Source organism: Arenimonas malthae CC-JY-1 (genome assembly GCF_000747075.1).
GTDB classification, from domain to species: Bacteria; Pseudomonadota; Gammaproteobacteria; order Xanthomonadales; family Xanthomonadaceae; genus Arenimonas; species Arenimonas malthae.
The window spans coordinates 1-21,160 of sequence record NZ_AVCH01000170.1; the positions used below are offsets into that span (position 1 = coordinate 1).

General features: G+C 70.6%; 24 protein-coding genes, 1 tRNA gene and 1 riboswitch. Of the genes, 13 read left to right on the top strand and 12 right to left on the bottom strand.

Going from position 1 to position 21,160, the window contains the following annotated elements; all coding sequences use genetic code 11:
• Window positions 1-651, bottom strand: a 651-nt coding sequence (locus N790_RS09710) for a 1-acyl-sn-glycerol-3-phosphate acyltransferase (protein ID WP_211251982.1), incomplete at its 3' end; no start/stop codon positions are given.
• A 201-nt stretch (window positions 652-852) separates the two neighbouring features.
• Between N790_RS09710 and metK the strand changes: the two genes are divergently transcribed.
• Window positions 853-2,088 carry a methionine adenosyltransferase gene (gene metK, locus N790_RS09715; protein ID WP_043803714.1) on the top strand — a complete coding sequence of 412 codons (1,236 nt, stop codon included), beginning with the start codon at window positions 853-855 and terminating at the stop codon, window positions 2,086-2,088.
• Window positions 2,089-2,242: 154 nt separating this feature from the next.
• Window positions 2,243-2,333: riboswitch (S-adenosyl-L-homocysteine riboswitch) on the top strand.
• Between the two features lie 55 nt (window positions 2,334-2,388).
• A complete protein-coding gene (ahcY, locus tag N790_RS09720) occupies window positions 2,389-3,813 on the top strand; it encodes an adenosylhomocysteinase (RefSeq protein ID WP_043803716.1) in 1,425 nt (474 codons plus the stop codon).
• A 71-nt stretch (window positions 3,814-3,884) separates the two neighbouring features.
• Here the strand turns inward: ahcY and N790_RS09725 are convergent, their stop codons facing one another.
• On the bottom strand, window positions 3,885-4,439 hold the full coding sequence (locus N790_RS09725) for a DUF3228 family protein (protein WP_043803718.1): 555 nt from the start codon (window positions 4,437-4,439) through the stop codon (window positions 3,885-3,887).
• A 94-nt stretch (window positions 4,440-4,533) separates the two neighbouring features.
• Here N790_RS09725 and metF point away from each other — a divergent pair, with 94 nt between their 5' ends.
• The 3 genes from metF to N790_RS09740 are packed head-to-tail and all read left to right on the top strand — an operon-like array spanning window position 4,534 to window position 6,902.
• Entirely contained in the window at window positions 4,534-5,358 is an 825-nt protein-coding gene (metF, locus tag N790_RS09730) for a methylenetetrahydrofolate reductase [NAD(P)H] (protein WP_043803720.1), read from the top strand.
• Window positions 5,359-5,380: 22 nt separating this feature from the next.
• Window positions 5,381-5,932, top strand: a complete 552-nt coding sequence (locus tag N790_RS15275) for a DUF4124 domain-containing protein (RefSeq protein WP_052385841.1) — start codon at window positions 5,381-5,383, stop codon at window positions 5,930-5,932.
• Window positions 5,933-5,984: 52 nt separating this feature from the next.
• Complete coding sequence (locus N790_RS09740) at window positions 5,985-6,902, top strand: branched-chain amino acid transaminase (protein ID WP_043803722.1); 918 nt, start codon at window positions 5,985-5,987, stop codon at window positions 6,900-6,902.
• A gap of 10 nt (window positions 6,903-6,912) precedes the next feature.
• Here N790_RS09740 and N790_RS09745 read toward each other — a convergent pair whose 3' ends face one another.
• From N790_RS09745 to N790_RS09770, 6 genes are all read right to left on the bottom strand, one after another.
• Window positions 6,913-8,199 carry a HAMP domain-containing sensor histidine kinase gene (locus N790_RS09745; RefSeq protein WP_043803725.1) on the bottom strand — a complete coding sequence of 429 codons (1,287 nt, stop codon included), beginning with the start codon at window positions 8,197-8,199 and terminating at the stop codon, window positions 6,913-6,915.
• A gap of 3 nt (window positions 8,200-8,202) precedes the next feature.
• Window positions 8,203-8,883, bottom strand: coding sequence for a response regulator transcription factor (locus N790_RS09750; RefSeq protein ID WP_043803727.1), 681 nt, complete (start codon window positions 8,881-8,883; stop codon window positions 8,203-8,205).
• 3 nt (window positions 8,884-8,886) lie between these two features.
• A complete protein-coding gene (locus N790_RS09755) occupies window positions 8,887-9,354 on the bottom strand; it encodes a hypothetical protein (protein WP_043803729.1) in 468 nt (155 codons plus the stop codon).
• A gap of 245 nt (window positions 9,355-9,599) precedes the next feature.
• The gene (gene rimK, locus N790_RS09760) at window positions 9,600-10,523 is read right to left on the bottom strand and encodes a 30S ribosomal protein S6--L-glutamate ligase (protein ID WP_043803731.1); all 924 of its coding nucleotides are present in this window, start codon (window positions 10,521-10,523) and stop codon (window positions 9,600-9,602) included.
• A complete protein-coding gene (locus N790_RS16445; protein WP_043803756.1) occupies window positions 10,520-10,966 on the bottom strand; it encodes an ATP-dependent zinc protease family protein in 447 nt (148 codons plus the stop codon). Before N790_RS16445 ends, rimK begins: the two co-directional genes overlap by 4 nt.
• Before the next feature lie 64 nt (window positions 10,967-11,030).
• A tRNA-Gly gene (locus N790_RS09770) sits at window positions 11,031-11,104 on the bottom strand.
• Window positions 11,105-11,161: 57 nt separating this feature from the next.
• On the opposite strand from N790_RS09770, the gene thiS reads away from it, so the two are divergent.
• From thiS to N790_RS09790, 4 genes are all read left to right on the top strand, one after another.
• Window positions 11,162-11,362, top strand: a complete 201-nt coding sequence (gene thiS, locus N790_RS09775; RefSeq protein ID WP_043803733.1) for a sulfur carrier protein ThiS — start codon at window positions 11,162-11,164, stop codon at window positions 11,360-11,362.
• A 65-nt stretch (window positions 11,363-11,427) separates the two neighbouring features.
• The gene (locus tag N790_RS09780) at window positions 11,428-12,231 is read left to right on the top strand and encodes a thiazole synthase (protein ID WP_043803734.1); all 804 of its coding nucleotides are present in this window, start codon (window positions 11,428-11,430) and stop codon (window positions 12,229-12,231) included.
• Window positions 12,232-12,244: 13 nt separating this feature from the next.
• On the top strand, window positions 12,245-12,958 hold the full coding sequence (gene trmB / locus N790_RS09785) for a tRNA (guanosine(46)-N7)-methyltransferase TrmB (protein ID WP_043803736.1): 714 nt from the start codon (window positions 12,245-12,247) through the stop codon (window positions 12,956-12,958).
• A 16-nt stretch (window positions 12,959-12,974) separates the two neighbouring features.
• The gene (locus N790_RS09790) at window positions 12,975-14,813 is read left to right on the top strand and encodes an SLC13 family permease (RefSeq protein ID WP_043803737.1); all 1,839 of its coding nucleotides are present in this window, start codon (window positions 12,975-12,977) and stop codon (window positions 14,811-14,813) included.
• On the opposite strand, the gene N790_RS09795 is transcribed toward N790_RS09790, so the two are convergent.
• A complete protein-coding gene (locus N790_RS09795; protein WP_043803739.1) occupies window positions 14,810-15,145 on the bottom strand; it encodes a Rieske (2Fe-2S) protein in 336 nt (111 codons plus the stop codon). The two genes, N790_RS09790 and N790_RS09795, sit on opposite strands and share 4 nt — an antisense overlap.
• A gap of 32 nt (window positions 15,146-15,177) precedes the next feature.
• Here N790_RS09795 and N790_RS09800 point away from each other — a divergent pair, with 32 nt between their 5' ends.
• From N790_RS09800 to N790_RS09815, 4 genes are all read left to right on the top strand, one after another.
• On the top strand, window positions 15,178-15,444 hold the full coding sequence (locus N790_RS09800) for a hypothetical protein (protein ID WP_043803741.1): 267 nt from the start codon (window positions 15,178-15,180) through the stop codon (window positions 15,442-15,444).
• A 65-nt stretch (window positions 15,445-15,509) separates the two neighbouring features.
• Complete coding sequence (locus N790_RS09805; RefSeq protein WP_043803743.1) at window positions 15,510-16,202, top strand: fumarylacetoacetate hydrolase family protein; 693 nt, start codon at window positions 15,510-15,512, stop codon at window positions 16,200-16,202.
• Window positions 16,203-16,265: 63 nt separating this feature from the next.
• Window positions 16,266-16,682 carry a large-conductance mechanosensitive channel protein MscL gene (gene mscL / locus N790_RS09810; protein ID WP_043803744.1) on the top strand — a complete coding sequence of 139 codons (417 nt, stop codon included), beginning with the start codon at window positions 16,266-16,268 and terminating at the stop codon, window positions 16,680-16,682.
• 62 nt (window positions 16,683-16,744) lie between these two features.
• The gene (locus tag N790_RS09815) at window positions 16,745-18,160 is read left to right on the top strand and encodes a M28 family peptidase (RefSeq protein WP_043803746.1); all 1,416 of its coding nucleotides are present in this window, start codon (window positions 16,745-16,747) and stop codon (window positions 18,158-18,160) included.
• A gap of 19 nt (window positions 18,161-18,179) precedes the next feature.
• Here N790_RS09815 and N790_RS15280 read toward each other — a convergent pair whose 3' ends face one another.
• The 3 genes from N790_RS15280 to N790_RS09830 all read right to left on the bottom strand — a co-directional run.
• On the bottom strand, window positions 18,180-19,088 hold the full coding sequence (locus N790_RS15280; protein WP_052385842.1) for a class I SAM-dependent methyltransferase: 909 nt from the start codon (window positions 19,086-19,088) through the stop codon (window positions 18,180-18,182).
• Entirely contained in the window at window positions 19,088-20,329 is a 1,242-nt protein-coding gene (locus N790_RS09825) for a M61 metallopeptidase family protein (protein WP_043803748.1), read from the bottom strand. Before N790_RS09825 ends, N790_RS15280 begins: the two co-directional genes overlap by 1 nt.
• 37 nt (window positions 20,330-20,366) lie before the next feature.
• The coding region (locus tag N790_RS09830) for a TrmH family RNA methyltransferase (RefSeq protein ID WP_043803750.1) at window positions 20,367-21,160 on the bottom strand (794 nt) is incomplete at its 5' end.

The following is a 21,160-nucleotide window of genomic DNA, read 5'->3' on the forward strand; positions in this document are numbered from 1 at the left end:
GGTGCCGGCCGGCTTGTACAGCGCCGAGGCACCGTAGAAGAGCATGGAATTGCGCGCGCCCACCCGCACCGGCAGCACCGGCGCGCCGGTGGCGCGGGCGAAGCGCAGGAAGCCCCGGCGCCAGCGGCCGTCGCGCACGCCCCGCAGGCCCAGGCGCGAGACTTCGCCGGCCGGGAACACGATGACGCACTGTTCCTGCTCCAGCGCCGCCTCCACCGCCGCCAGGCTCTGCGCCGTGGGCTTGCCGCCCAGGATGCGCAGCGGCAGCAGCAGGTCGGCCAGCGGTTCGACGGCGCCCAGCAGGTCGTTGGCCACAATGCGCACGTCGCGCCGGACCGAGCCGACGAAGTGCAGCAAGGCCAGCGCGTCCAGTGCGCCCGAGGGGTGGTTGGCGACGATCAGCAGCCGCCCGGTCTGCGGGATGCGCTCGCGCTCGACCTGGTCGACGACGTAGCGCACGTCCAGGTGTTCCAGCGCGGCCTCCACGAAGGCCAGGCCGCGCAGGTGGGCGTGGCGGGCCAGGAAGGCGCCGGCCTCGTCCAGCTTCGACCAGCGGCCGAGGCCGCGCACCAGCGGCCGCGCCACCTTCGCGCGCGGGCCGGTGAACCAGTGGGGGTAGCGTTCCGCCAGGCGGCGTTCGAGGTCCAGCATGGCGCGGTCCTGTCTGCGGCGTCCCGGGCATGCTCGGGCCCGGGCCTGACAGGGCGGTTAAAGCCGCGCGTCAGCGCCGTGACAGCGCGGCTTAACGACAGGGCAACGCGCTTGGGGGCAGGATGCACCCCGGGGCCGGGGGGTGTATCATTCGCGGCCCCAAACCCATCCTTTCATCTCAATCAAGGGATATAAGCGACGATGTCCAGCTACCTCTTCACCTCCGAGTCGGTCTCCGAAGGCCACCCGGACAAGATGGCCGACCAGATCTCCGATGCGGTGCTGGACGCGATCCTGACCCAGGACCCGAAGGCCCGCGTGGCCTGCGAGACCCTGGTGAAGACGGGCGCGGCCATCGTCGCCGGCGAGATCACCACCACCGCCTGGGTGGACATCGAGGCGCTGGCCCGCGGCGTCATCAACGACATCGGCTACGACAACTCGAACGTCGGCTTCGACGGCCACACCTGCGCCATCATCAACATGATCGGCAAGCAGTCCCCGGACATCAACCAGGGCGTGGACCGCAAGAAGCCCGAGGAACAGGGCGCCGGCGACCAGGGCCTGATGTTCGGCTACGCCTGCAACGAGGCGCCGGAATTCATGCCGGCCGCCATCTACTACTCGCACCGCCTGGTCGAGCAGCAGGCCAAGGTGCGCAAGAACGGCAAGCTCAAGTGGCTGCGCCCGGACGCCAAGAGCCAGGTCACCCTGCGCTACGAGAACGACAAGATCGTCGGCCTCGACGCCGTGGTGCTGTCCACGCAGCACGACCCGGGCATGAAGCACAAGGACATCGTCGCGGGCGTGATGAAGCACATCCTCGAGCCGGTGCTGCCGAAGGCGTGGCTCAAGGCGCTGCCGAAGTCGAAGATCCACATCAACCCGACCGGCAACTTCGTGATCGGCGGCCCGGTGGGCGACGCCGGCCTGACCGGCCGCAAGATCATCGTCGACACCTACGGCGGCATGGCCCGCCACGGTGGCGGCGCGTTCTCGGGCAAGGATCCGTCCAAGGTCGACCGTTCGGCCGCCTACGCCGCGCGTTACGTGGCCAAGAACATCGTGGCCGCCGGCCTGGCCGACAAGTGCGAAGTGCAGGTCTCGTACGCCATCGGCGTGGCCGAGCCGACCTCGATCTCGGTCACCACCTTCGGCACCGGCAAGATCAGCGACGAGAAGATCGAGAAGCTGATCCGCGCCCACTTCGACCTGCGCCCGTACGGCATCACCAAGATGCTGGACCTGCTGCACCCGATCTACCGCCTCACCGCCAGCTACGGCCACTTCGGCCGCAAGCCGTTCGAGGTGACCTACACCGACGGCAAGGGCAAGAAGCACAAGGCCACCGCCTTCTCCTGGGAGAAGACCGACCGCGCCGACGCCCTGCGCAAGGCCGCCGGGCTCGACAAGCCGGTCGCCAGCAAGAAGAAGTAAGTCCTGCTCCCTCTCCCGCTCGCGGGAGAGGGCCGGGGAGAGGGCAAACGGGCCGCGAAAGCGGCCCGTTTCCTTTCCACCGCCTGCGCCGGGCCGAATTCATCCCCCCATCGCGAACAGGCGATACAATGTGCGCCGGCCCGCGAGGGCCCACCCCGCCGAGGGGCGCTGCAAGCCCGGCCCGCGCAATGCGGGCAAGGGATCAGGCTCGGCGAAGGTTCCAAGAGCAACCGCGCCCGTTAACGAGCGACCCCCGAGGCCCTGCCCGGCTGGCGTCGCCCACCAACGGAGCTATACCCAATGAACGCTGTCGTTAACCTCAAGCACGACTACAAGGTCGCCGACCTGTCCCTGGCCGACTGGGGCCGCAAGGAAATCGACATCGCCGAGCAGGAAATGCCGGGCCTGATGTCCATCCGCCAGAAGTACGCCGCCGCCAAGCCGCTCAAGGGCGTGCGCGTCACCGGCTCGCTGCACATGACCATCCAGACGGCCGTGCTGATCGAGACCCTCAAGGACCTCGGCGCCGACGTGCGCTGGGCCTCGTGCAACATCTTCTCCACCCAGGATCACGCCGCCGCGGCCATCGCCGCCTCGGGCACCCCGGTGTTCGCCTGGAAGGGCGAGACGCTGGAGGAGTACTGGGACTGCACCCTCGACGCGGTCAGCTTCCCGGGCGGCAAGGGCCCGCAGCTGGTGGTCGACGACGGCGGCGACGTGACCCTGCTGATCCACAAGGGCTACGAGCTCGAGAAGGGCGACACCGCCTGGGTCAATTCGCCCTCGGGCAGCCACGAGGAGCAGGTTATCAAGGACCTGCTCAAGCGCGTCGCCAAGGAGCGCCCGGGCTTCTGGACCAACGTGGTCAAGGACTGGAAGGGCGTCTCGGAAGAGACCACCACCGGCGTGCACCGCCTGTACCAGATGCTCGAGGCCGGCAAGCTGCTGGTCCCGGCCATCAACGTCAACGACTCGGTCACCAAGTCGAAGTTCGACAACCTCTACGGCTGCCGCGAGTCGCTGGCCGACGGCCTCAAGCGCGCCATGGACGTGATGCTGGCCGGCAAGGTGGCCGTGGTCTGCGGCTACGGCGACGTCGGCAAGGGCTCGGCGCACTCGCTGCGCGCCTACGGCTGCCGCGTGGTCGTCACCGAGATCGACCCGATCAACGCCCTGCAGGCCGCGATGGAAGGCTTCGAGGTCAACACCGTCGAAAGCACCCTGGGCCGCGGCGACATCTACGTCACCACCACCGGCAACAAGGACGTGCTGACGCTCGAGCACATGCAGGCCATGAAGGACCAGGCCATCGTCTGCAACATCGGCCATTTCGACAACGAGATCCAGGTCGACCGCCTGAACGCCTCGGGCGCCACCCGCCTGAACATCAAGCCGCAGGTGGACAAGTACACCTTCGCCAACGGCAACTCGATCTTCCTGCTGGCCGAAGGCCGCCTGGTGAACCTGGGCTGCGCCACCGGCCACCCGAGCTTCGTGATGTCGAACTCGTTCTCGAACCAGACCCTGGCGCAGATCGACCTGTGGGCCAACAAGGACACCTACGAGGCCAAGGTCTACATCCTGCCCAAGAAGCTGGACGAGGAAGTGGCGCGCCTGCACCTCGAGAAGATCGGCGTGAAGCTCACCACCCTCACCAACGAACAGGCCGCCTACCTGGGCGTGCCGGTGGAAGGCCCGTACAAGCCGGACCACTACCGCTACTGATCCTTCGCCTCATCGCAGCACCGGACGGGCGCCCTTGGGCGCCCGTTCTTTTTCTGGCGCCGCGTGAACACCTAGCGCCAGTTGGCGTGCGCCGACCAGAACTCCGCGGCGCGACGGTAAGCCTCGCGGTCGAGCGGCACGCCGGAGCCGCCCTCTTCCACGCCCAGGGCGTTGCGCATCATGGTGATGGGGACCATGGGGATCTCCCCGGGCGCCATCGTGTACAGGCAGCCCACGATGCCCCAGTCGGCGGCGATGGGCGTGCCCTCCTTCGCCATCTGTTCGCGGCTGTAGAGGATGGGCACCAGGTAGTTCGCCACCGGCGGCTCCAGGCCTTCGAACCAGCGCACCAGCACCGGCAGCTCGCCGCGGGTGCGGGCCTCGTAGGCGCTGCGCAGCAGGTGGCGGTTGGCGTCGGTGATGGCGATCACCGAGCATTTGGTGCTCGTCCAGTTGCGGTGCACGTGCAGGCGGCAGAAGGGCGCGTAACCGGGCAGCACCGCCACCGGGGCCTCGGTGTTCAGGCGCGCCACGAACTGCGCGGGCGTGGTGTCCTGGATGGCGGTGGGGCGGCGGTCGGCCGGGAACAGGCGGGTACGGGCGAAGTCGGTCAGTTCGATGTTCATGCCGGGATTGTCGGCCAGGCGCCCGCCCCGACACCACTTCTCTTTCATCCGGATGAAGCGATATGATGCCGGGAACCGCCGGCCGGACCCCGCCATGACCCAGCTTTCCTTCGAGTTCTACCCGCCCAAGAACGACGAGCAGCGGGCCCAGCTCGACCGCACCGTGCGCAAGCTCAAGGCGCACCAGCCCGAGTTCGTCTCGGTCACCTTCGGCGCCGGCGGCTCCACGCTCAGCTACACGCCGGAAACCGTGCGCGGCCTGCGCCAGGAGCACGGGCTCGACGGCGTGCCGCACCTGAGCTGCATGGGCGGCACCCGCGCCGAGCTGCGCGAGCTGCTCAACCTCTACCGCGCGCTGGGCTGCAACCGCATCGTGGCCCTGCGCGGCGACCTGCCCTCGGGCATGGCGCGCGCCGGCGACTTCCGCTTCGCCGCCGACCTGGTCGCCTTCATCCGCGCCGAACACGGCGACCACTTCCGCATCGAAGTGGGCTGCTACCCGGAATTCCACCCCCAGGCCGAAGACGCCCTGGCCGACCTGCGCCACTTCAAGGCCAAGGTGGACGCCGGCGCCGACAGCGCCATCACCCAGTATTTCTTCAACGCCGACGCCTACTTCCGCTTCGTGGACGAAGTGCGCGCGGCGGGCGTGTCCATCCCGGTCATCCCCGGCATCATGCCGATCTCGAACTTCAGCCAGCTGCGGCGCTTCTCCGAAGCCTGCGGCGCCGAGATCCCGCGCTGGATGGCCAAGCGCATGCAGGCCTTCGGCGACGACGCCGAATCGATCCGCGAGTTCGCCGCCGACGCCGTGGCCGCCATGTGCCGGCGCCTGCTGGAAGGCGGCGCGCCCGAGCTGCACTTCTACACGCTGAACCTGGCCAGGCCCACCGAGGCCGTGCTCTCGCGCCTGCGCTGAATTTGGCGCTAGGCTGCGGGCCATGCCCCGCTTCGCGCTCCTGCTGCTGCTCGTTTCGATGCTGGCGCCCGCCGCGCCGGCGTCGGCGCAGGCGGTGCACCGCTGCGTGGACGCGCAGGGCCGCAGCGTCTTCAGCGACCAGCCCTGCGCCAGCCAGCAGGCCCGGCCACGCGAGGCGCCGAAACCGCCCGCCGCCACGGCCCAGGGTTTCGCCTCGGGCACCGGCACCACCGCGCCGGGCTGCGCGCGCACGCCGGAGGCGCTGCTGGACGGCGTGCGCGGCGCGCTCGAGGCCCGCGACGTGAACCGACTGGCCACGCACTACCACTGGGCCGGCACTGGCGCACGGGCCGGGCGCTACCTGATGGACGAACTCGAGGCCATCGCCGCGCGGCCGCTGGCGTCGGCGGAGCTGGTGTGGGAAACGCCACCCGCCGAAGCGCCTGGCGGCGCGCCGCCTGCCCCGCCTTCGCGCCTGCGCATCGAACAATCCGGTGCCAGCGGGGCCGCCGGCGCCCTGCGCACCGAATTCCTGCTGCGCCGCAACGCCGGCTGCTGGTGGATCGAGCTCTGACGCCCGGCCCGGGCGAACCGGTAAAATGCCGGCTTCCCCCAGGAGCACCGACATGACCCAGCGCTATCCCGACCACATCTGGCACAACGGCCAGGTCAAGCCCTGGGCCGAAGCCACCGTGCACGTGATGGCGCACGGCCTGCACTACGGTTCGTCGGTGTTCGAAGGCATCCGCAGCTACCCCACGCCGAACGGCCAAGCCATCTTCCGGCTCACCGACCACCTCAAGCGACTGTTCGCCTCGGCGCGCATCTACGAGATGGCCATGCCCTACGACCTGGCCACGCTGGCCCAGGGCTGCCGCGACGTGATCACCGCCAACGGCCTCGAGCGCGCCTACCTGCGCCCCATCGCCTACCGCGGCCTGGGCGGCTTCGGCCTGTCGGCCGAAACGCCCACCGACGTGGCCATCGCGGCCTGGCACATGGGTCCCTACCTCGGCCCGGACGTGCTCGAAGCCGGCATCGACGCCTGCGTGTCGAGCTGGCAGCGTTTCGCGCCCAACACCATCCCGGCCGGCGCCAAGGCCGGCGGCAACTACCTCAGCGGCCAGCTGGTGGCGCGCGAGGCGCGCCGCCTGGGCTTCGGCGAGGGCATCGCGCTGGCCTCCACCGGCCTGCTCAGCGAAGGCGCGGGCGAGAACCTGTTCCTGGTCATCGACGGCGCGCTGCACACCACGCCGGTCAGCGCCGCGCTGCTCAACGGCATCACCCGCAACTCGATCATCACCCTCGCGAAGGCGAACGGCATCGAAGTGGTGGAACGCGACCTGCCGCGCGAATACCTGTACCTGTGCGACGAACTCTTCATGTGCGGCACCGCCGCCGAGATCACGCCCATCCGCAGCGTCGACGGCCGCCAGGTCGGCGAAGGCAAGCCCGGTCCGCTCACCCGCCGCATCCAGGACCTCTTCTTCGGCCTCTTCGAAGGCCGCACGCCCGACAGGCACGGCTGGCTCGAACTGCTCTGAAGCGCCTTCGCTACGGAGTCGCCGCAAAACGAAGGATGGCGACGGCGCCGCGCTCGGGGCGGGGCGCGATGCTCACTTCCCAGCCGTAGAGTTCGCACAGGCGGCGCACGATGGACAGGCCGATGCCGCCGCCCACGGTGCCGCCGGCGCCGGAGCCGCGGTAGCCGCGTTCGAACAGGCGCGCGGCGTCTTCCTCGCTCAGGCCCGGGCCGGTGTCCTCGATGCGGACCTGGTTCGCTTCCACCACCAGGCGCACTTCGCCCTCGGCGGTGTACTTGCAGGCGTTGCCCAGCAGGTTGCCCAGGGCCACGGCCAGCACCGCCTCCGGCGCCTCGACCAGGGCCTCGGGGTCGCCTTCCACCAGCACCTCCACCGGCTTGCCGCCCAGCTGGGTGCGCGCGGCTTCGGCCAGCTGCTGCGACAGGCGCAGCAGCGGCGTGTGGCCGGTGCCGCGTTCGTTGCGGGAAAGCATCAGCAGCGCGGTGGTGAGGTCGGTGCACTGCTGGGCCGCGCGGTCGATGCGCAGCAGGCGCTGGCGGGTCTTCTCCGGCAGGTCGGGGTTGGCCAGCAGCAGTTCGGTCGCGCCGCGGATCACCGCCAGCGGCGTGCGCAGCTCGTGGCTGACGTCGGAATTGAATTCGCGGTCGCGCTTGACCAGCGTGGTCATGCGCTCGGCGTAATCGTCGAGCGCCGCGGCCAGCTGGCCCACCTCGTCCTCGGCGAAGTGCGGCGCCAGTTTTTCGGGGCGTTCGCGCCCGGCCAGGCCCTCCAGGCGGCGCGCCAGCTCGGTCACCGGGCTGATCACGCGCTTGGACGACCACACGCCGATCACCAGCGACAGGATCGAGAACAGTGCCACCACGCCCACCAGCGCGTAGGTCAGCTGCTGCTGGCTGGCGCGTTCCTGGGCGATGTCATAGCTGAGGAAGAACCAGTAGTCGGGGTCCTTCTTCACCGCCAGCTTGTAGGTGCGGGACTTGCCGCCGGCGTCGGTCTCGGTGATCTCGTGGATGCCGTCGGGCAGGTCGCGCCAGTTGAAGGGCACGTTGCCGAAGCGGCGCTCGCTGTAGACGATGCCCTTGATCTTTTCGAAGGCCAGGCCGCCGGAGCCCTCCGGGTCACGGTAGAACTGGTCGGCGTAGTCGGCCACGTTCTGGAACAGAGCCTCGCCGATCAGCTGGTCCTCCAGCTGTTCGCGCAGCAGCACCGTGGCCACGGCGAACAGGCCGGTGAGCCCGAAGCCGAGCAGGAAGAAGGACAGGATGATCCGGCTGCGAAGCCTACGCCGGTAGCGCATGGCTCAGCCCGCGTCGGGGTCGGCGATCCGGTAGCCGATGCCGTGGCGGGTCTGGATCAGGGCCTTGGGGAAGGGCTTGTCCACCGCGGCGCGCAGGCCGTGGATGTGCACGCGCAGGGAATCGGAATCGGGCAGCTCTTCGCCCCAGACGCGGGTCTCGAGTTCCTGGCGGGTGACCACCGAGGGCGAGGACTCCATCAGCGACTGCAGGATCTTGAGCGCGGTGGGGTTGAGCTGCAGCAGCTTGCCGCCGCGGCGCACCTCGAGCGTGTCGAGGTTGTATTCCAGGTCGGCCACGTTGAGCACGCGCGGCTGCGCGGCCTTGCCGCGCCTGGCCAGCACGGCCAGGCGGGCTTCCACTTCCTGCAGCGCGAAGGGCTTGACGAGGTAGTCGTCGGCGCCGGACTCGAAGCCTTCCAGCTTGTTGTCCAGCGAATCGCGCGCGGTGAGCATGAGCACCGGGGTCTGCTTGCGGCCTTCCTGGCGCAGCTTGCGGCAGACCTCGAGGCCGTCCATGCCCGGCAGGTTCAGGTCCAGCACGATCGCATCGAAGTCGTTGACGACGGCCAGGTGCAGGCCGGTCACGCCGTCCGCGGCGTAGTCCACCGTGTGGCCGCGATCCTCGAGGTAGTCCCCGAGGTTGGCGGCGATGTCACGGTTGTCTTCGACGACCAGGATGCGCATCGGTCAGTTGTTCGCCGGGCCGATGCCGTTCATCACGTTGCGCTGCAGGTGGTCCTGGTCGGCCTCCATGCGGCGGCGGCGCTCGGCCACGGTCTGGCACTTGGTGGTGCGGCGGTGGCTGCCGGTGGCGCGGCTGTTGTCGCAGACCAGGCGGCTGTCGGCCTTGGCCTGGGTCAGGATGGTGTTGATCAGTTCCTGGTCGTTGAAGATCTCGACCTTGGCCGGCTCGCCCAGGGCGTCGATCGAATCCACGCCCTCGAGGCGGGACGAGATGCGCTCGAGCGTCTCGCGCACCTTGGCGCGGTCGGAGGCGCTGATCTCGGCGTAGGTCTTGCCGTCGGCCAGGTCTTCCTCGATCTCGGCGCGCTGGGCGGCGAAGTCGCCCTCGGCGAGGGCCAGCTGGGCCTCCTGGGCGGCGAAGGCGAACATCGGGGTGGCGGCCAGCAGGAACGCAATCAGGGTCTTCTTCATTGCTTGTTCTCCAGGGTGCGGCTTCGTAGGGGTGAAGGTCCGATTCTTACCAGACGTGAAAGCCAAGTAAAGCGGGCAAAGAAAGGCCCGGGGAGGCACTCGCTGGCGCCTGGCCCGGGCCGAAAGGTTGCTTACTGCCCCGATTGCCGTAATCCGCATGATGCCGCCCTGACGAGGAGGACCGAGCAGGCTTACTGGCCCGGCAAGCCTAGGCGGGGTGGTATTAAGACCCTGTTAAATCCGCTTCAGGCTTTGGTTAAAGCCGACCGGCGGCGGGACGGGGCCCGGGCGGGCCGGCGGACCCCGGCCACCGTGTAATCGATGATGGCGCCGGCCACGTCCACCCCGGTGGCCCCTTCGATGCCCTCCAGGCCCGGGGAGGAGTTCACTTCCAGCACCAATGGGCCCTTCTTCGACTTCAGAAGGTCCACGCCTGCAACGCCCAGGCCCATCACCCGGGCCGCGCGCAGGGCAGTGGCGGTTTCGGCCTCGTCCAGCGCCACGGCCGTGGCGGTGCCGCCGCGGTGCAGGTTCGAGCGGAACTCGCCCTCGCCCGCCTGGCGGCGCATGGCGGCCACCACCTGGTCGCCCACCACGAAGCAGCGCAGGTCGGCGCCCTTGGCCTCGGACACGAACTCCTGCACCAGGAAGTTGGCGTACAGGCCGCGGAAGGCCTCGGTGACCGAGCGCGAGGCGCTGGCGGTTTCGGCCAGGATCACGCCGGCGCCCTGGGTGCCTTCGTTGAGCTTGATCACGTGCGGCGGCTTGCCGAGCATGCCGAGCAGGTCGGTGGTGTCGTCGGGGTTGTCGCCGAACACCGTCAGCGGCAGGCCCAGGCCTTCGCCCGCCAGCATCTGGTGGCAGCGCAGCTTGTCGCGCGAACGCAGGATCGCGTCGGAAGGATTGGGGCTGTAGCTGCCCATCAGTTCGAACTGGCGCAGCACCGCGGTGCCGTAGAAGCTGACCGAGGCGCCGATGCGCGGGATCACCGCGTGGATGCCCGAGAGTTCCTTGCCCTTGTAGCGCATGTGGAACTTGCCCGGGGCGATGGAGAGATAGCAGCGCAGCGGGTCGAGCACGCGCACGGTGTGGCGGCGCTCGCGCGCGGCCTCGACCAGGCGCTGGGTCGAGTAGAGCTTGGCGTTGCGGGAAAGGATGGCGAGTTTCACGGCGAGGCGTCCGGGGGCGTGTCGCCCTGCAGGAAGGAACTGGCGGGGTCCACCAGGAAACGCCCGGCCAGCGCGGTGCGGCCGAGCAGCATGGGGAAGAGCATGTTCCGCCGGTGTGTCAGGTTCACTTCGGCGGGCCACTCGATGCCGGCGATGCGCAGCCGGGTGAGGATGAAGATGCGTTCGGTGCGGTGGCCGCCGGAGTCGGTCACCGGGCGGCGGTCGAGCACGGGGGCTTCGGCGGCGGCGGGCGGTGCGTCGTAGCGGCCGGTGTCGAGCACGAAGCGCACCCATTCGACGCCGTCGCGCATGAAGACCTGCTGGTCCTCGACGTGCAGGGCCGAGCTGCGCGCGCCGGTGTCCACCTTGGCGCGCACCGCGCCGATGCCGAGGTCCGGCAAGGACAGCCATTCGCGCCAGCCGAGGCGGACGGGATGCGGCATGGCGTCCTCCATGGCGGGGCGCGGCCCCAAGGAAGACGGCGGCACGCGGCCGCCGTCGGGAAGGTGGAGCGGGTGATGGGAATCGAACCCACGTTAGCAGCTTGGGAAGCTGCAGTTCTACCATTGAACTACACCCGCAACGGCCACGATTATGCCGGCCGGCCGGGCCGGGCCGCAACGCGATAAAATGCCGCCATGCGCATCCTGCTCAACGGCGAAGTACACGAACTCCCGGCCCCGGCGACGGTCGCGGACCTGCTCGAACGAAGCGGCCACGCCGGCCGCAAGGTGGCGGTCGAGGTCAACCTCGAGGTCGTGCCCCGCAGCCAGCACGGCAGCCGGGAGCTCGCGGAAGGCGACCGGGTCGAGATCATCCACGCCATCGGCGGCGGGTGAGATTTCGCTGAACCCGGTCTTAAAAAAGGGTTAACCCGCCCGGCGAATCGGGCCATAATCCGGGCATGACCGCCGCCACCGACTCCCGGCCCGCCGATCCGCTGGTGATCGCCGGCAAGACCTACCGTTCCCGCCTGCTCACCGGCACCGGCAAGTTCACCGGCCTCGAGCAGACGCGCCTGGCCACCGAGGCCGCCGGCGCCGAGATCGTCACCGTCGCCATCCGACGCAGCAACATCGGCCAGAACCCGGGCGAACCGAACCTGCTCGACGTGCTGCCGCCCGACCGCTACACGCTGCTGCCCAACACCGCTGGCTGCTACACCGCCGACGACGCCGTGCGCACCTGCCGGCTGGCGCGCGAACTGCTCGACGGCCACACGCTGGTGAAGCTCGAGGTGCTGGGCGACGCGCGCACGCTCTACCCGGACGTGGTGCAGACGCTCAAGGCCGCCGAAGTGCTGGTGGCCGACGGCTTCGACGTGATGGTCTACACCTCCGACGACCCGATCCTGGCCAAGCGCCTGGAGGAAATCGGCTGCGTGGCGGTGATGCCGCTGGCCGCGCCGATCGGTTCGGGCCTGGGCGTGCAGAACCGCTGGTCCATCCTCGAGATCGTCGAGAACGCGAAGGTGCCCGTGCTGGTGGACGCCGGCGTCGGCACCGCCTCCGACGCCGCCATCGCCATGGAGCTCGGCTGCGACGGCGTGCTGATGAACACCGCCATCGCCGGCGCCAGGGATCCGGTGCTGATGGCCAGCGCCATGCGCAAGGCGGTGGAAGCCGGCCGCGAAGCCTTCCTGGCCGGCCGCATCCCCAAGAAGCGCCACGCCAACGCCTCCTCGCCGCTCGACGGCCACTTCCTCTGAGGGCGCGGCGGGCATGACCGGAACGCACGACGACACCCCTCCGGACAGCGCCCTGCGGCACCGCCCCATCCGCAGCTTCGTGCTGCGCCAGGGCCGGCAGACCGAGGCGCAGAAGCGGGCGTTCGAACTGCACTGGCCTGCTTACGGGCTGGAATACCGCGGTGAGCCGCAGGCCTTCGGAAAGATATTCGGGCGGTCGGCCCCGCTCGTCATGGAAATTGGCTTCGGCAACGGCGAGCAGCTGCTGTTCGCCTGCGAACGCGAACCCGCGCGCGACTTCATCGGCGTCGAAGTGCACGGCCCCGGCGTGGGCCGCCTGCTCAACGCCGCCGCGGCCGCGAACCTGCGCAACCTGCGTGTCTACCAGCATGACGCCGTCGAGGTGCTGCGCGACGACGTGGCGCCGGGCGCGCTGGACGAGGTGCGCATCTACTTCCCCGACCCGTGGCACAAGAAGCGCCACCACAAGCGCCGCCTCGTGCAGCCGGCCTTCGTGGACCTGCTGTGCCAGCGGCTCAAGCCGGGCGGCCTGCTGCACGTGGCCACCGACTGGGAAGCTTATGCCGAACACCTGTGGGAAGTGCTCGACGCCGAACCGCGCCTGCGCAACCGGGCCGGCCCGCGCGGCACGCTGCCGCGGCCGGAATGGCGGCGGCAAACCCACTTCGAGACCCGCGGCCTGAAGCTGGGCCACGGCGTCTGGGACCTGCTGTACGACCGCACCTGAGGACCGCCGCCCACGCATGGACACCAGCCTGGCCCTGACCCGCGACATGATGCTCGTGCTGGGGCTGGTCGGCTTCACCATCGCGATGTTCATGTTCGAGCGCATCCGCGCCGACGCCACCGCGCTGGTCGTGCTGGTGGCCCTGGGCCTCACCGGGCTGGTGCCCGCGAACCAGCTGTTCGACGGTTTCTCGGGCAACGCCGTCATCGCCGTCATCGCCACCATGATCCTGGGCGCCGGGCTCGACCGCACCGGCGCGCTCAACCGCGTGGCGGTGTGGCTGCTGCGGGTGTCGCACGGCATGGAGGAGCGGCTGATCCTGCTCACGTCGGGCCTGGCGGGCCTGATGTCGGGCTTCATGCAGAACCCGTCGGTGATGGCGCTGTTCCTGCCGGTGGCCTCGCGCCTGTCGGGCCGCACCGGCCTGAGCCTGTCGCGACTGCTGCTGCCGGTGGCGGCGGCCATCGTGATGGGCGGCGGCCTGACCATGATCGGCAATTCGCCGCTGATGCTGCTCAACGACCTGCTGGTGGCCGCCAACCGCAACCTGCCCTCGGGCGTGGCCACGCTGCAGCCGCTGGAGATGTTCGCGCCGCTGCCGGTGGGCCTGGCCCTGCTGCTGCTGGGCCTGGGCTACTGGCGCTGGCTGGGCCAGCGCTGGCTGGGCCAGGCCGAGGACAAGGGCGTGGCGCCGAGCCGCACGCAGAGTTATTTCGCGCGCGCCTACGGCATCGAGGGCGACGTGTACGAACTCACCGTCACCGCCGAAAGCCCGCTGGTGGGCATGAGCGTGGGCGAAGCCGAGGCGCAGCGCGACGCGCCGCTGCTGCTGGCCCTGCTCAGCGGCAACGAGGCGCGGCTGGCGCCGCCGGCCGACCAGATGATCTGGGTCGGCAGCGTGCTGGGCGTGATGGGCCCGCGCGACGCCATCCAGGACTACGCGCAGAAGAACCTGCTGCGCCTGTCGGCGCGCCTGCGCCACTTCGCCGACCTGTTCAACCCCAGCCGCTCGGGCATTTCCGAAGCGGTGATCCCGCCCACCTCGGCCTTCATCGGCAAGGCGCAGTTCCAGCTGCAGCTGCGCAAGCGCTTCGGCATCAGCCTGCTCGCCATCAACCGCGACAACCAGGTCTGGCGCGAGGACATCCGCCGCATGCCGCTCAAGGCCGGCGACATGCTGGTCTTCCACAGCATCTGGACCGACCTGGCCCAGGCCAGCGAAAGCCGCGACTTCGTCGTGGTCACCGACTACCCCAAGGGCGAACACCGGCCGCAGAAACTGTGGTGGGCCGTGGGCGTGTTCGTGGCGGCCATGGCGCTGGCGCTGAGCACCCTGGTGCCGGTGCCGATCGCGCTGATGGCCGGCGCCGCCTGCATGATGCTGGCCGGCGTGCTGAACATGGACGAGGCCTACGCCGCGGTGAGCTGGAAGACCGTGTTCCTGATGGCCTGCCTGATCCCGCTGGGCTGGGCCATGGATTCCACCGGCGCCGCGGCCTGGCTGGCGCAGCAGGTGCTCGAACGCATCGGCAGCGACGTGCCCATCTGGGTGCTGGAAGCGGCCATCGGCCTGCTCGCCACGGCCTTCGCGCTGGTGATCGGCAACGTCGGCGCCACCGTCGTCGTCGTGCCCATGGCCATCAACGTGGCGCTGGCGGCCGAGGGCAACCCGATGGCCTTCGCGCTGATCGTGGCGCTGTCGGCCTCGAACAATTTCCTGAGCGTGTCGAACCCGGTGCTGGCCATGGTGACCGGCCCGGCCGGCTACCGTTCGCGCGACCTGTGGCGCACCGGCGCGCCGCTGACGCTGGCCTACCTGGCGGTGGTGCTGCTGGTGGTGAACCTGATGTTCTAGGCGGCGTCCACCGCGACCGCGACCGCGGTGAGCGACGCGCCGCGGCAGGGCCCGGCGACGCACACGCCCGCCCCCAGCTCGAAACTCGCGCCATGCGCGGCGCACACCAGCCGGCCTTGGTCGACCAGGAACTTGCCCGGCGCCCAGTCGAGCCGGCGGCCCGCGTGCGGGCAGATGTTGAGCCAGGCCCTGAGCGAATCGCCGGCGCGCAGCAGCACCAGCGACTGGCGTTCGCCGTCGAGCTCGACCTCGGTTTCCGACAACCCTTCCGGCGGCCAGGCGGCCAGCCGGATTAACGAACCGCTTACACTTTCCACGCGGCGCCTCGCCATACTCCGGTTCCCGTAGTTTGCCACGCCGACGCATGACCTTCTTTTTCCGCCGCATGTTCAGCTACTGCCCCTCGAAGCCGAGGCACCCGCTCATGCGCGTGCTGGTCGGGCTGCTGGGCCTGGCGCTGCTGCTGGTGCTGGTCGCGTTCGGCCTGGTGATCGGCCTGGGCATGCTGCTGTTCGCGGCCGTGCGCCGCCTGGTCAACTCGGCACGCACGCCGGCCACGCCGCGCGAGGACGTGATCGAGGGCGAATTCACCCGCGTGCGCGACCCGGCCGGCCCGCTCGGCCTTCGCTGACCGGCTTCACGGAACGCCGCGCCCCGCCGCGGCTACACTGCGCGCTTCCCACCGGAATCGCGCCCATGCCCCAGACCGTCATCCCCGCCCCCGCCCCGGCCAGTTTGCCCGTGCGCGGCAGCGACGCCGTGTTCCCCGTGCGCCGCATCTACTGCGTGGGCCGCAACTTCGCCGACCATGCCAAGGAAATGGGCGCCAGCATCGACCGCGGCAACCCGGTCTTCTTCATGAAACCCGCCGACGCGGTGGTGCCGGGCGGCGGCGACGTGCCCTACCCGCCGGCCACCCGCGAACTGCACCACGAGGTGGAGCTGGTCGTGGCGCTGGGCCGCGACGCCCCGGGCGTGGTGCCGGTGGACGGCGCGCTGGCGCTGGTGTTCGGCTACGGCGTGGGCCTCGACCTGACCCGCCGCGACCTGCAGGCCAATGCCAAGGCCAAGGGCCTGCCCTGGGACACCGCCAAGGGTTTCGACCATTCCGCGCCGGCCAGCGAACTGGTGCCCGCCGCCGAGGCCGGCAGCCTGGCCACGCGTGCGCTCTGGCTCACCGTCAACGGCGAACCGCGGCAACGCGCGCTGCTGGGCGACATGGTGTTCACCGTGGCCGAGGTGATCAACGAACTGTCCAAGCTCTACGCGCTCAAGGCCGGCGACCTGGTGTTCATGGGCACGCCCGCGGGGGTCGCGGCGCTGCAACCGGGCGACGTCTTCCAGGCCGGCATCGAGGGCCTGGTGGAGTTCGGCGGGCGTATCGCCTGAACGACGGCCCGGTGTAGATTCGGGTTTCCCCACCCGTCCTTCCAGGCAGAGGAGCACACGAGCATGGGCATGGTGTCCGAGTTCAAGGAATTCGCGATGCGCGGCAACGTCGTCGACCTGGCGGTCGGCGTGGTGATCGGCGCGGCCTTCGGCAAGATCGTCGCCTCGCTGGTGAACGACGTGATCATGCCGGCGGTGGGTTTCATCGTCGGCGGCGTGAACTTCAGCGACCTGGCGGTGGAGCTCAAGGCCGCCAGCGTGGACGCGGCCGGCGCGGAAGTGCCGGCGGTGCTGATCAAGTACGGCGCCTTCATCCAGACCATCGTCGACTTCCTGATCATCGCCTTCGCGATATTCGTGGCGGTGAAGGTGATCAACAAGCTCAAGCGCAAGGAAGAGGCCGCGCCCGCCGCGCCGCCGGCGCCGAGCGACGAGGTCAAGCTGCTCACCGAGATCCGCGACGCGCTCAAGTCGCGCTGAGTTTCCCGTTCCACCCCCCGGCGCCGGCCCCGTGGCCGGCGTCGCCTTGCCGGAGCCACCGAATGCGCCACGCCGTTTCCCTGCTCGCCCTGTCCCTGCTGGCCGCGCCCGCGCTGGCGGCCGATGCCACCGGCCTCGACGCCAACGACATCGCCGCCGCGGAAACGCTGCGCGAACAGGCCCTGGCCGGCAGCCCGGCCTGGGACATCGTCGAATCGCTGACCACGGAAGTGGGCCCGCGCATGGCGGGCACGCCCGCCGACGCGCGCGCGGTGGCCTGGGCCAAGGCCAAGTTCGAGGCCCTGGGTTTCGACAAGGTCTACCTGGAGCCGGTGACCTTCCCGGTGTGGCTGCGCCACCGCGAACGCGCCGAGATCCTGGCGCCCTTTCCGCAGCCGCTGGTGGTGACCGCGCTGGGCGGCAGCGTCGGCACCGGCGAAGGCGCCATCGAAGCCGAGGTCGTGGCCTTCCCCGACCTGGCCGCGCTGTCGGCCGCGCCCGAGGGCAGCCTCCGGGGCAAGATCGCCTTCATCAGCAACCGCATGGTGCGCTTCAAGGACGGCCGCGGTTACGGCCCGGCCGTGGGCGCGCGCAGCAATGGCGCCGTCGAGGCCGCGAAGAAGGGCGCGGTGGCGGTGGTGATCCGCTCCATCGGCACCAGCTCCCACCGCTTCGCCCACACCGGCACCATGCGCTACGTGCCGGACGTGCCGCGCATCCCCGCCGCCGCGCTGTCCAACCCCGACGCCGACCTGCTGGTGCACATGCTCGGACGCGGCAAGCCGGTGACGCTGCGCCTGGACATCGCCGCCGAAACGGTGGGCGAATACACCTCGCACAACGTCATCGGCGAAATCACCGGGCGCGAACTGCCGGGTGAAGTGGTGACCATCGGCGGCCACCTCGACTCCTGGGACCTGGGCACGGGCGCGCTCGACGACGGCGCCGGCGTGGGCATCACCATGGCCGCGGGCGCGCTGGTGGGCAAGCTGGGGCAGGCCCCGCGCCGCACCGTGCGCGTGATCGCCTACGCCAACGAGGAACAGGGCCTGTACGGCGGCAAGGCCTACGCCGAGGCGCGGGCCGCCGCCGGCGAAATCGACGCGCACCAGCTCGGCGCGGAAAGCGATTTCGGCGCGGGCCGCGTGTACGCGCTGCGCGCCGGCGTCGACCCGGCCGCCTGGCCGGTGCTGGAGAAGATCGGCGAAGTGCTGGCGCCGCTGGGCGTGGCGACCGAGCGCGAAGGCGGCAGCCCGGGCCCCGACGTCGGCCCCATCGTCGCCAAGGGCGCGCCCTGGGCGCAGCTGGCCCAGGACGGCACCGACTACTTCGACTACCACCACACGCCGGACGACACGCTCGACAAGATCGACCCGAAGGCGCTGGACCAGCAGGTGGCCGCCTACGCGGTACTGGCCTACCTGGCGGCGGAAACCGAAGTGGACTTCGGCCGCGCGCCGGCCAAGGCCGCGGAATAAACCGCGCGTCGCCCGCCGCTCAGCGGCGGGCGACCAGGGTCCACAGGCCGAACAGGCCTTCGCGCGGCGACCAGGTGCGCACCCACTCCGCGCGGCTGAAGCCGGCGCCACGGCAGGCGGCCAGCAGGTCCCAGCCGAAGTGGTGGAAACACAGCACGCCGCCCGACACCGGGTCGCCGTGGATTTCCGGTTCGAGCAGGTGTTCGACGCTGCCATCGGCGCGCAGGCGCGCGCGCACCAGGCTCTCCTGCGCCGATTCGACGAAGGGCGCGGTCAGCACCAGCCGGCCGCCCGGCCGCAGGCAGCGGGCGAATTCGCGCAGCGCGGCCGGGTAACCGGGCACGTGTTCGAGCACGTCGAAGCTGCCGATGGCGTCGAGGCTGGCGTCGGCGAAACCAAGCCGGGTCACGTCGCGCTCGTTGATCGCGCCCTGCCCGCCCAGGCTGGCGTACCAGCCTTGCAGCCGCGCGCGCGTGGCCTCGTCGAGGCCGTATTCGCTGCCCTGCAGGCCGGGGCACCGCGCCTGCAGCCAGACGTAGGCCAGCGAGGCCTGTTCGGTGAGGTAGACGTCGGCGCCGTCCAGGTCCAGCCCGTCGAGCAGCAGCGCGAACGCCGCGCGGTTGCGGGCGATCAGGCGGCAGCGCGGGCAGCTCATTTCCTCGCGCAGGTTGGCGGCCTGGCCGGCCGCCGCGGACGGCAGCGCGAACACCACGGGCTCGCGGCACAGCTGGCACCAGCCGGGCCAGCCTACCGCGCCGGCGGCGGCGCCGACCTGCAGGGCGACCAGGTGCTGCGCCCTTACCGCCGGCTGTGCAGCCGCCGCCTGCCAGTCGGCGAGGCTGGCGAAGGCCGCGGAGGCCGGTGCGGTGCCGGCGCCAGCGGTGGGCGGGGCCGGCAGGTTCAGCCTGCGCCGCAGCCAGCCGCGCATCAGTCGAGCAGCGGCGTGTCGAGCACGCGCGAGGGCCGGCCGAGGGCCTTTTCCGCTTGCTCGCGCAGGTCCTCGCGGGACACTTCGCGCAGCGGGATGAGCGCACGCACCACGTCGTCGAGGCTGCGCTTGCCTTTCGTGCCCTTGCGGATCTCGGCGTCGAGCTCGCGCAGCAGCTGCACGCCGCGGGCGGTGCGCGGGCCGTGCGAGCGGTCGGAGGTGAGCGTGGCCACCTTGCGGCCGTGGTTCGCCATCCACTCCTGCGCCTTGTCGGCGCGGGCGTCGCTGAGCAGGCTGGCGCGGCGCAGCAGCTCGATCGAATAGAACTCGGCCAGCGATTCGGCGATCCAGTCGTCGCCGTCGGCGCCGCGCACGCGGGTGATGACGTGGGTGAGTTCGTGCACCAGGGTGGACGTGCCGTTTTCGCTGATCAGCGGCCGGTCGGCGTGCAGGAACAGCGAACGCGGGCCCGACAGGCCACCGCGCCACATCGGGTCGCCGGCGCTGACGATCAGCAGCTTCGACGGCAGCTCGCCGTAGGCGCGCTCGAACTCCGGCACCAGCGCGTTGAAGAAGGCCAGCATGTCGTTGCGGCGGATCACGTCGCCCTTGGGCCCGCCCACGCTGACTTCCATCTGGTCGAAGAACTCGCGGCGGGTGCCCACCGCGCCGGCGACCATCCAGCCCACCGGGCGGTCGAAGCTGCGCTCGGGGTTCACCACCACGAAGGACTTGCCGTCCTTGCTGCGCACGAAGGGCGTGTCGACGTTGGTCCAGCCCTTGGGCAGCAGGAAGCGCAGGCGCGCGCGCGAATCGGCGCCCTTGGTGGCGCGCACGGTGGCGGATGGCACCAGGTCGTCGCCGCGCGCGATCACCCAGTCGTCGGTGATGCGCGCGTCGTAGCCGCCGTCGCGGCGCTGGTGGTTGATGGCGTAGCGGTAGCGCAGGCGCGCGGGTTCGCCCTTGGGCGGCACCCAGGTGATGGTGTCGCCCTTGCGCGTCACCTTGCCGTCGCCGCGCACCTGGCTGTAGCGGTCGGCGGGCATGCGCAGGCGCATTTCGCGCACTTCGCCGGTGCCGGGCGTGAGCCGCACGCTGACGTCGGCCTGGCCGTCGGCGGGCAGGAAGCGGACGATGTAGTCCACGTCGTAGTCGGTGCGCTTGGCCAGGGCCAGCGCGGGCAACAGCAGCAGCGCGGCCAGCAGCGCGCGCCAGGGGATGGGGTTCGGTCGGATGTCCATGCGCCGGATTATGCCGCGTCCGCGCTGAATTCCAGGTTCAGGCGTGGCGCTGGCGCCACCACTCGCCGACGAACAGCGCGGTGGCGGCGGCGACGTTCAGGCTTTCCACCGCGCCGGTGCCCGGCACCTGCAGGCGCAGCGCCGTGGCGTCGGCCAGCAGGGGGTCGACGCCCGACTGCTCGGCGCCCATCACCAGCAGCAGGCGTTCCGGCAGGGCCGTGCCGTACAGCGGCTGGCCGCCGCGCACCACGGTGGCGGCGGCGGTGAAGCCGGCCGACTGCAGCTGGGCCAGGCTGTTGTCGGCCCGGCCCAGGCGCACCAGCGGCACCTGCTCGGCGCCGCCCTCGGCCACGCGCGCGGCGGCGCCGGAGATCGCCAGCGGCGACTCCTTGGGCAGCAGCAGGCCGGCCACGCCGAAGTGCGCGGCCGAACGCAGGATGGCGCCCAGGTTGTGCGGGTTGCCGACGCCGTCGAGCCACAGCGCCAGCTGCGGCCCCGGCGGCAGCTCGCGCAGCCAGGCCGACAGCGACAGCTCCTGCGCGGGCATGGCGCCGAACACCACGCCCTCGTGGTGGCTGCTGGCGGCCAGCTTCTGCAGGTCCTCCTCGCCGACCACGGAATAACCGAGGCGGTGCTTCACGCAGTGCGCCAGCACGTCCTTGAGCTTCGGGATGCGCGACTCGAGCAGCCAGACCTTGCGCAGGTCGCCGGGGCGGCGCGCGAACATGGCCAGGCAGGCGTTGAGGCCGTACAGGCGCTGCTCGCGCGGCCCCTTGGGCGCGGCGGGCTCGGGCTCGGCCTGGGGCCGGGCGGGCGCCCGCGGCGCCGGGG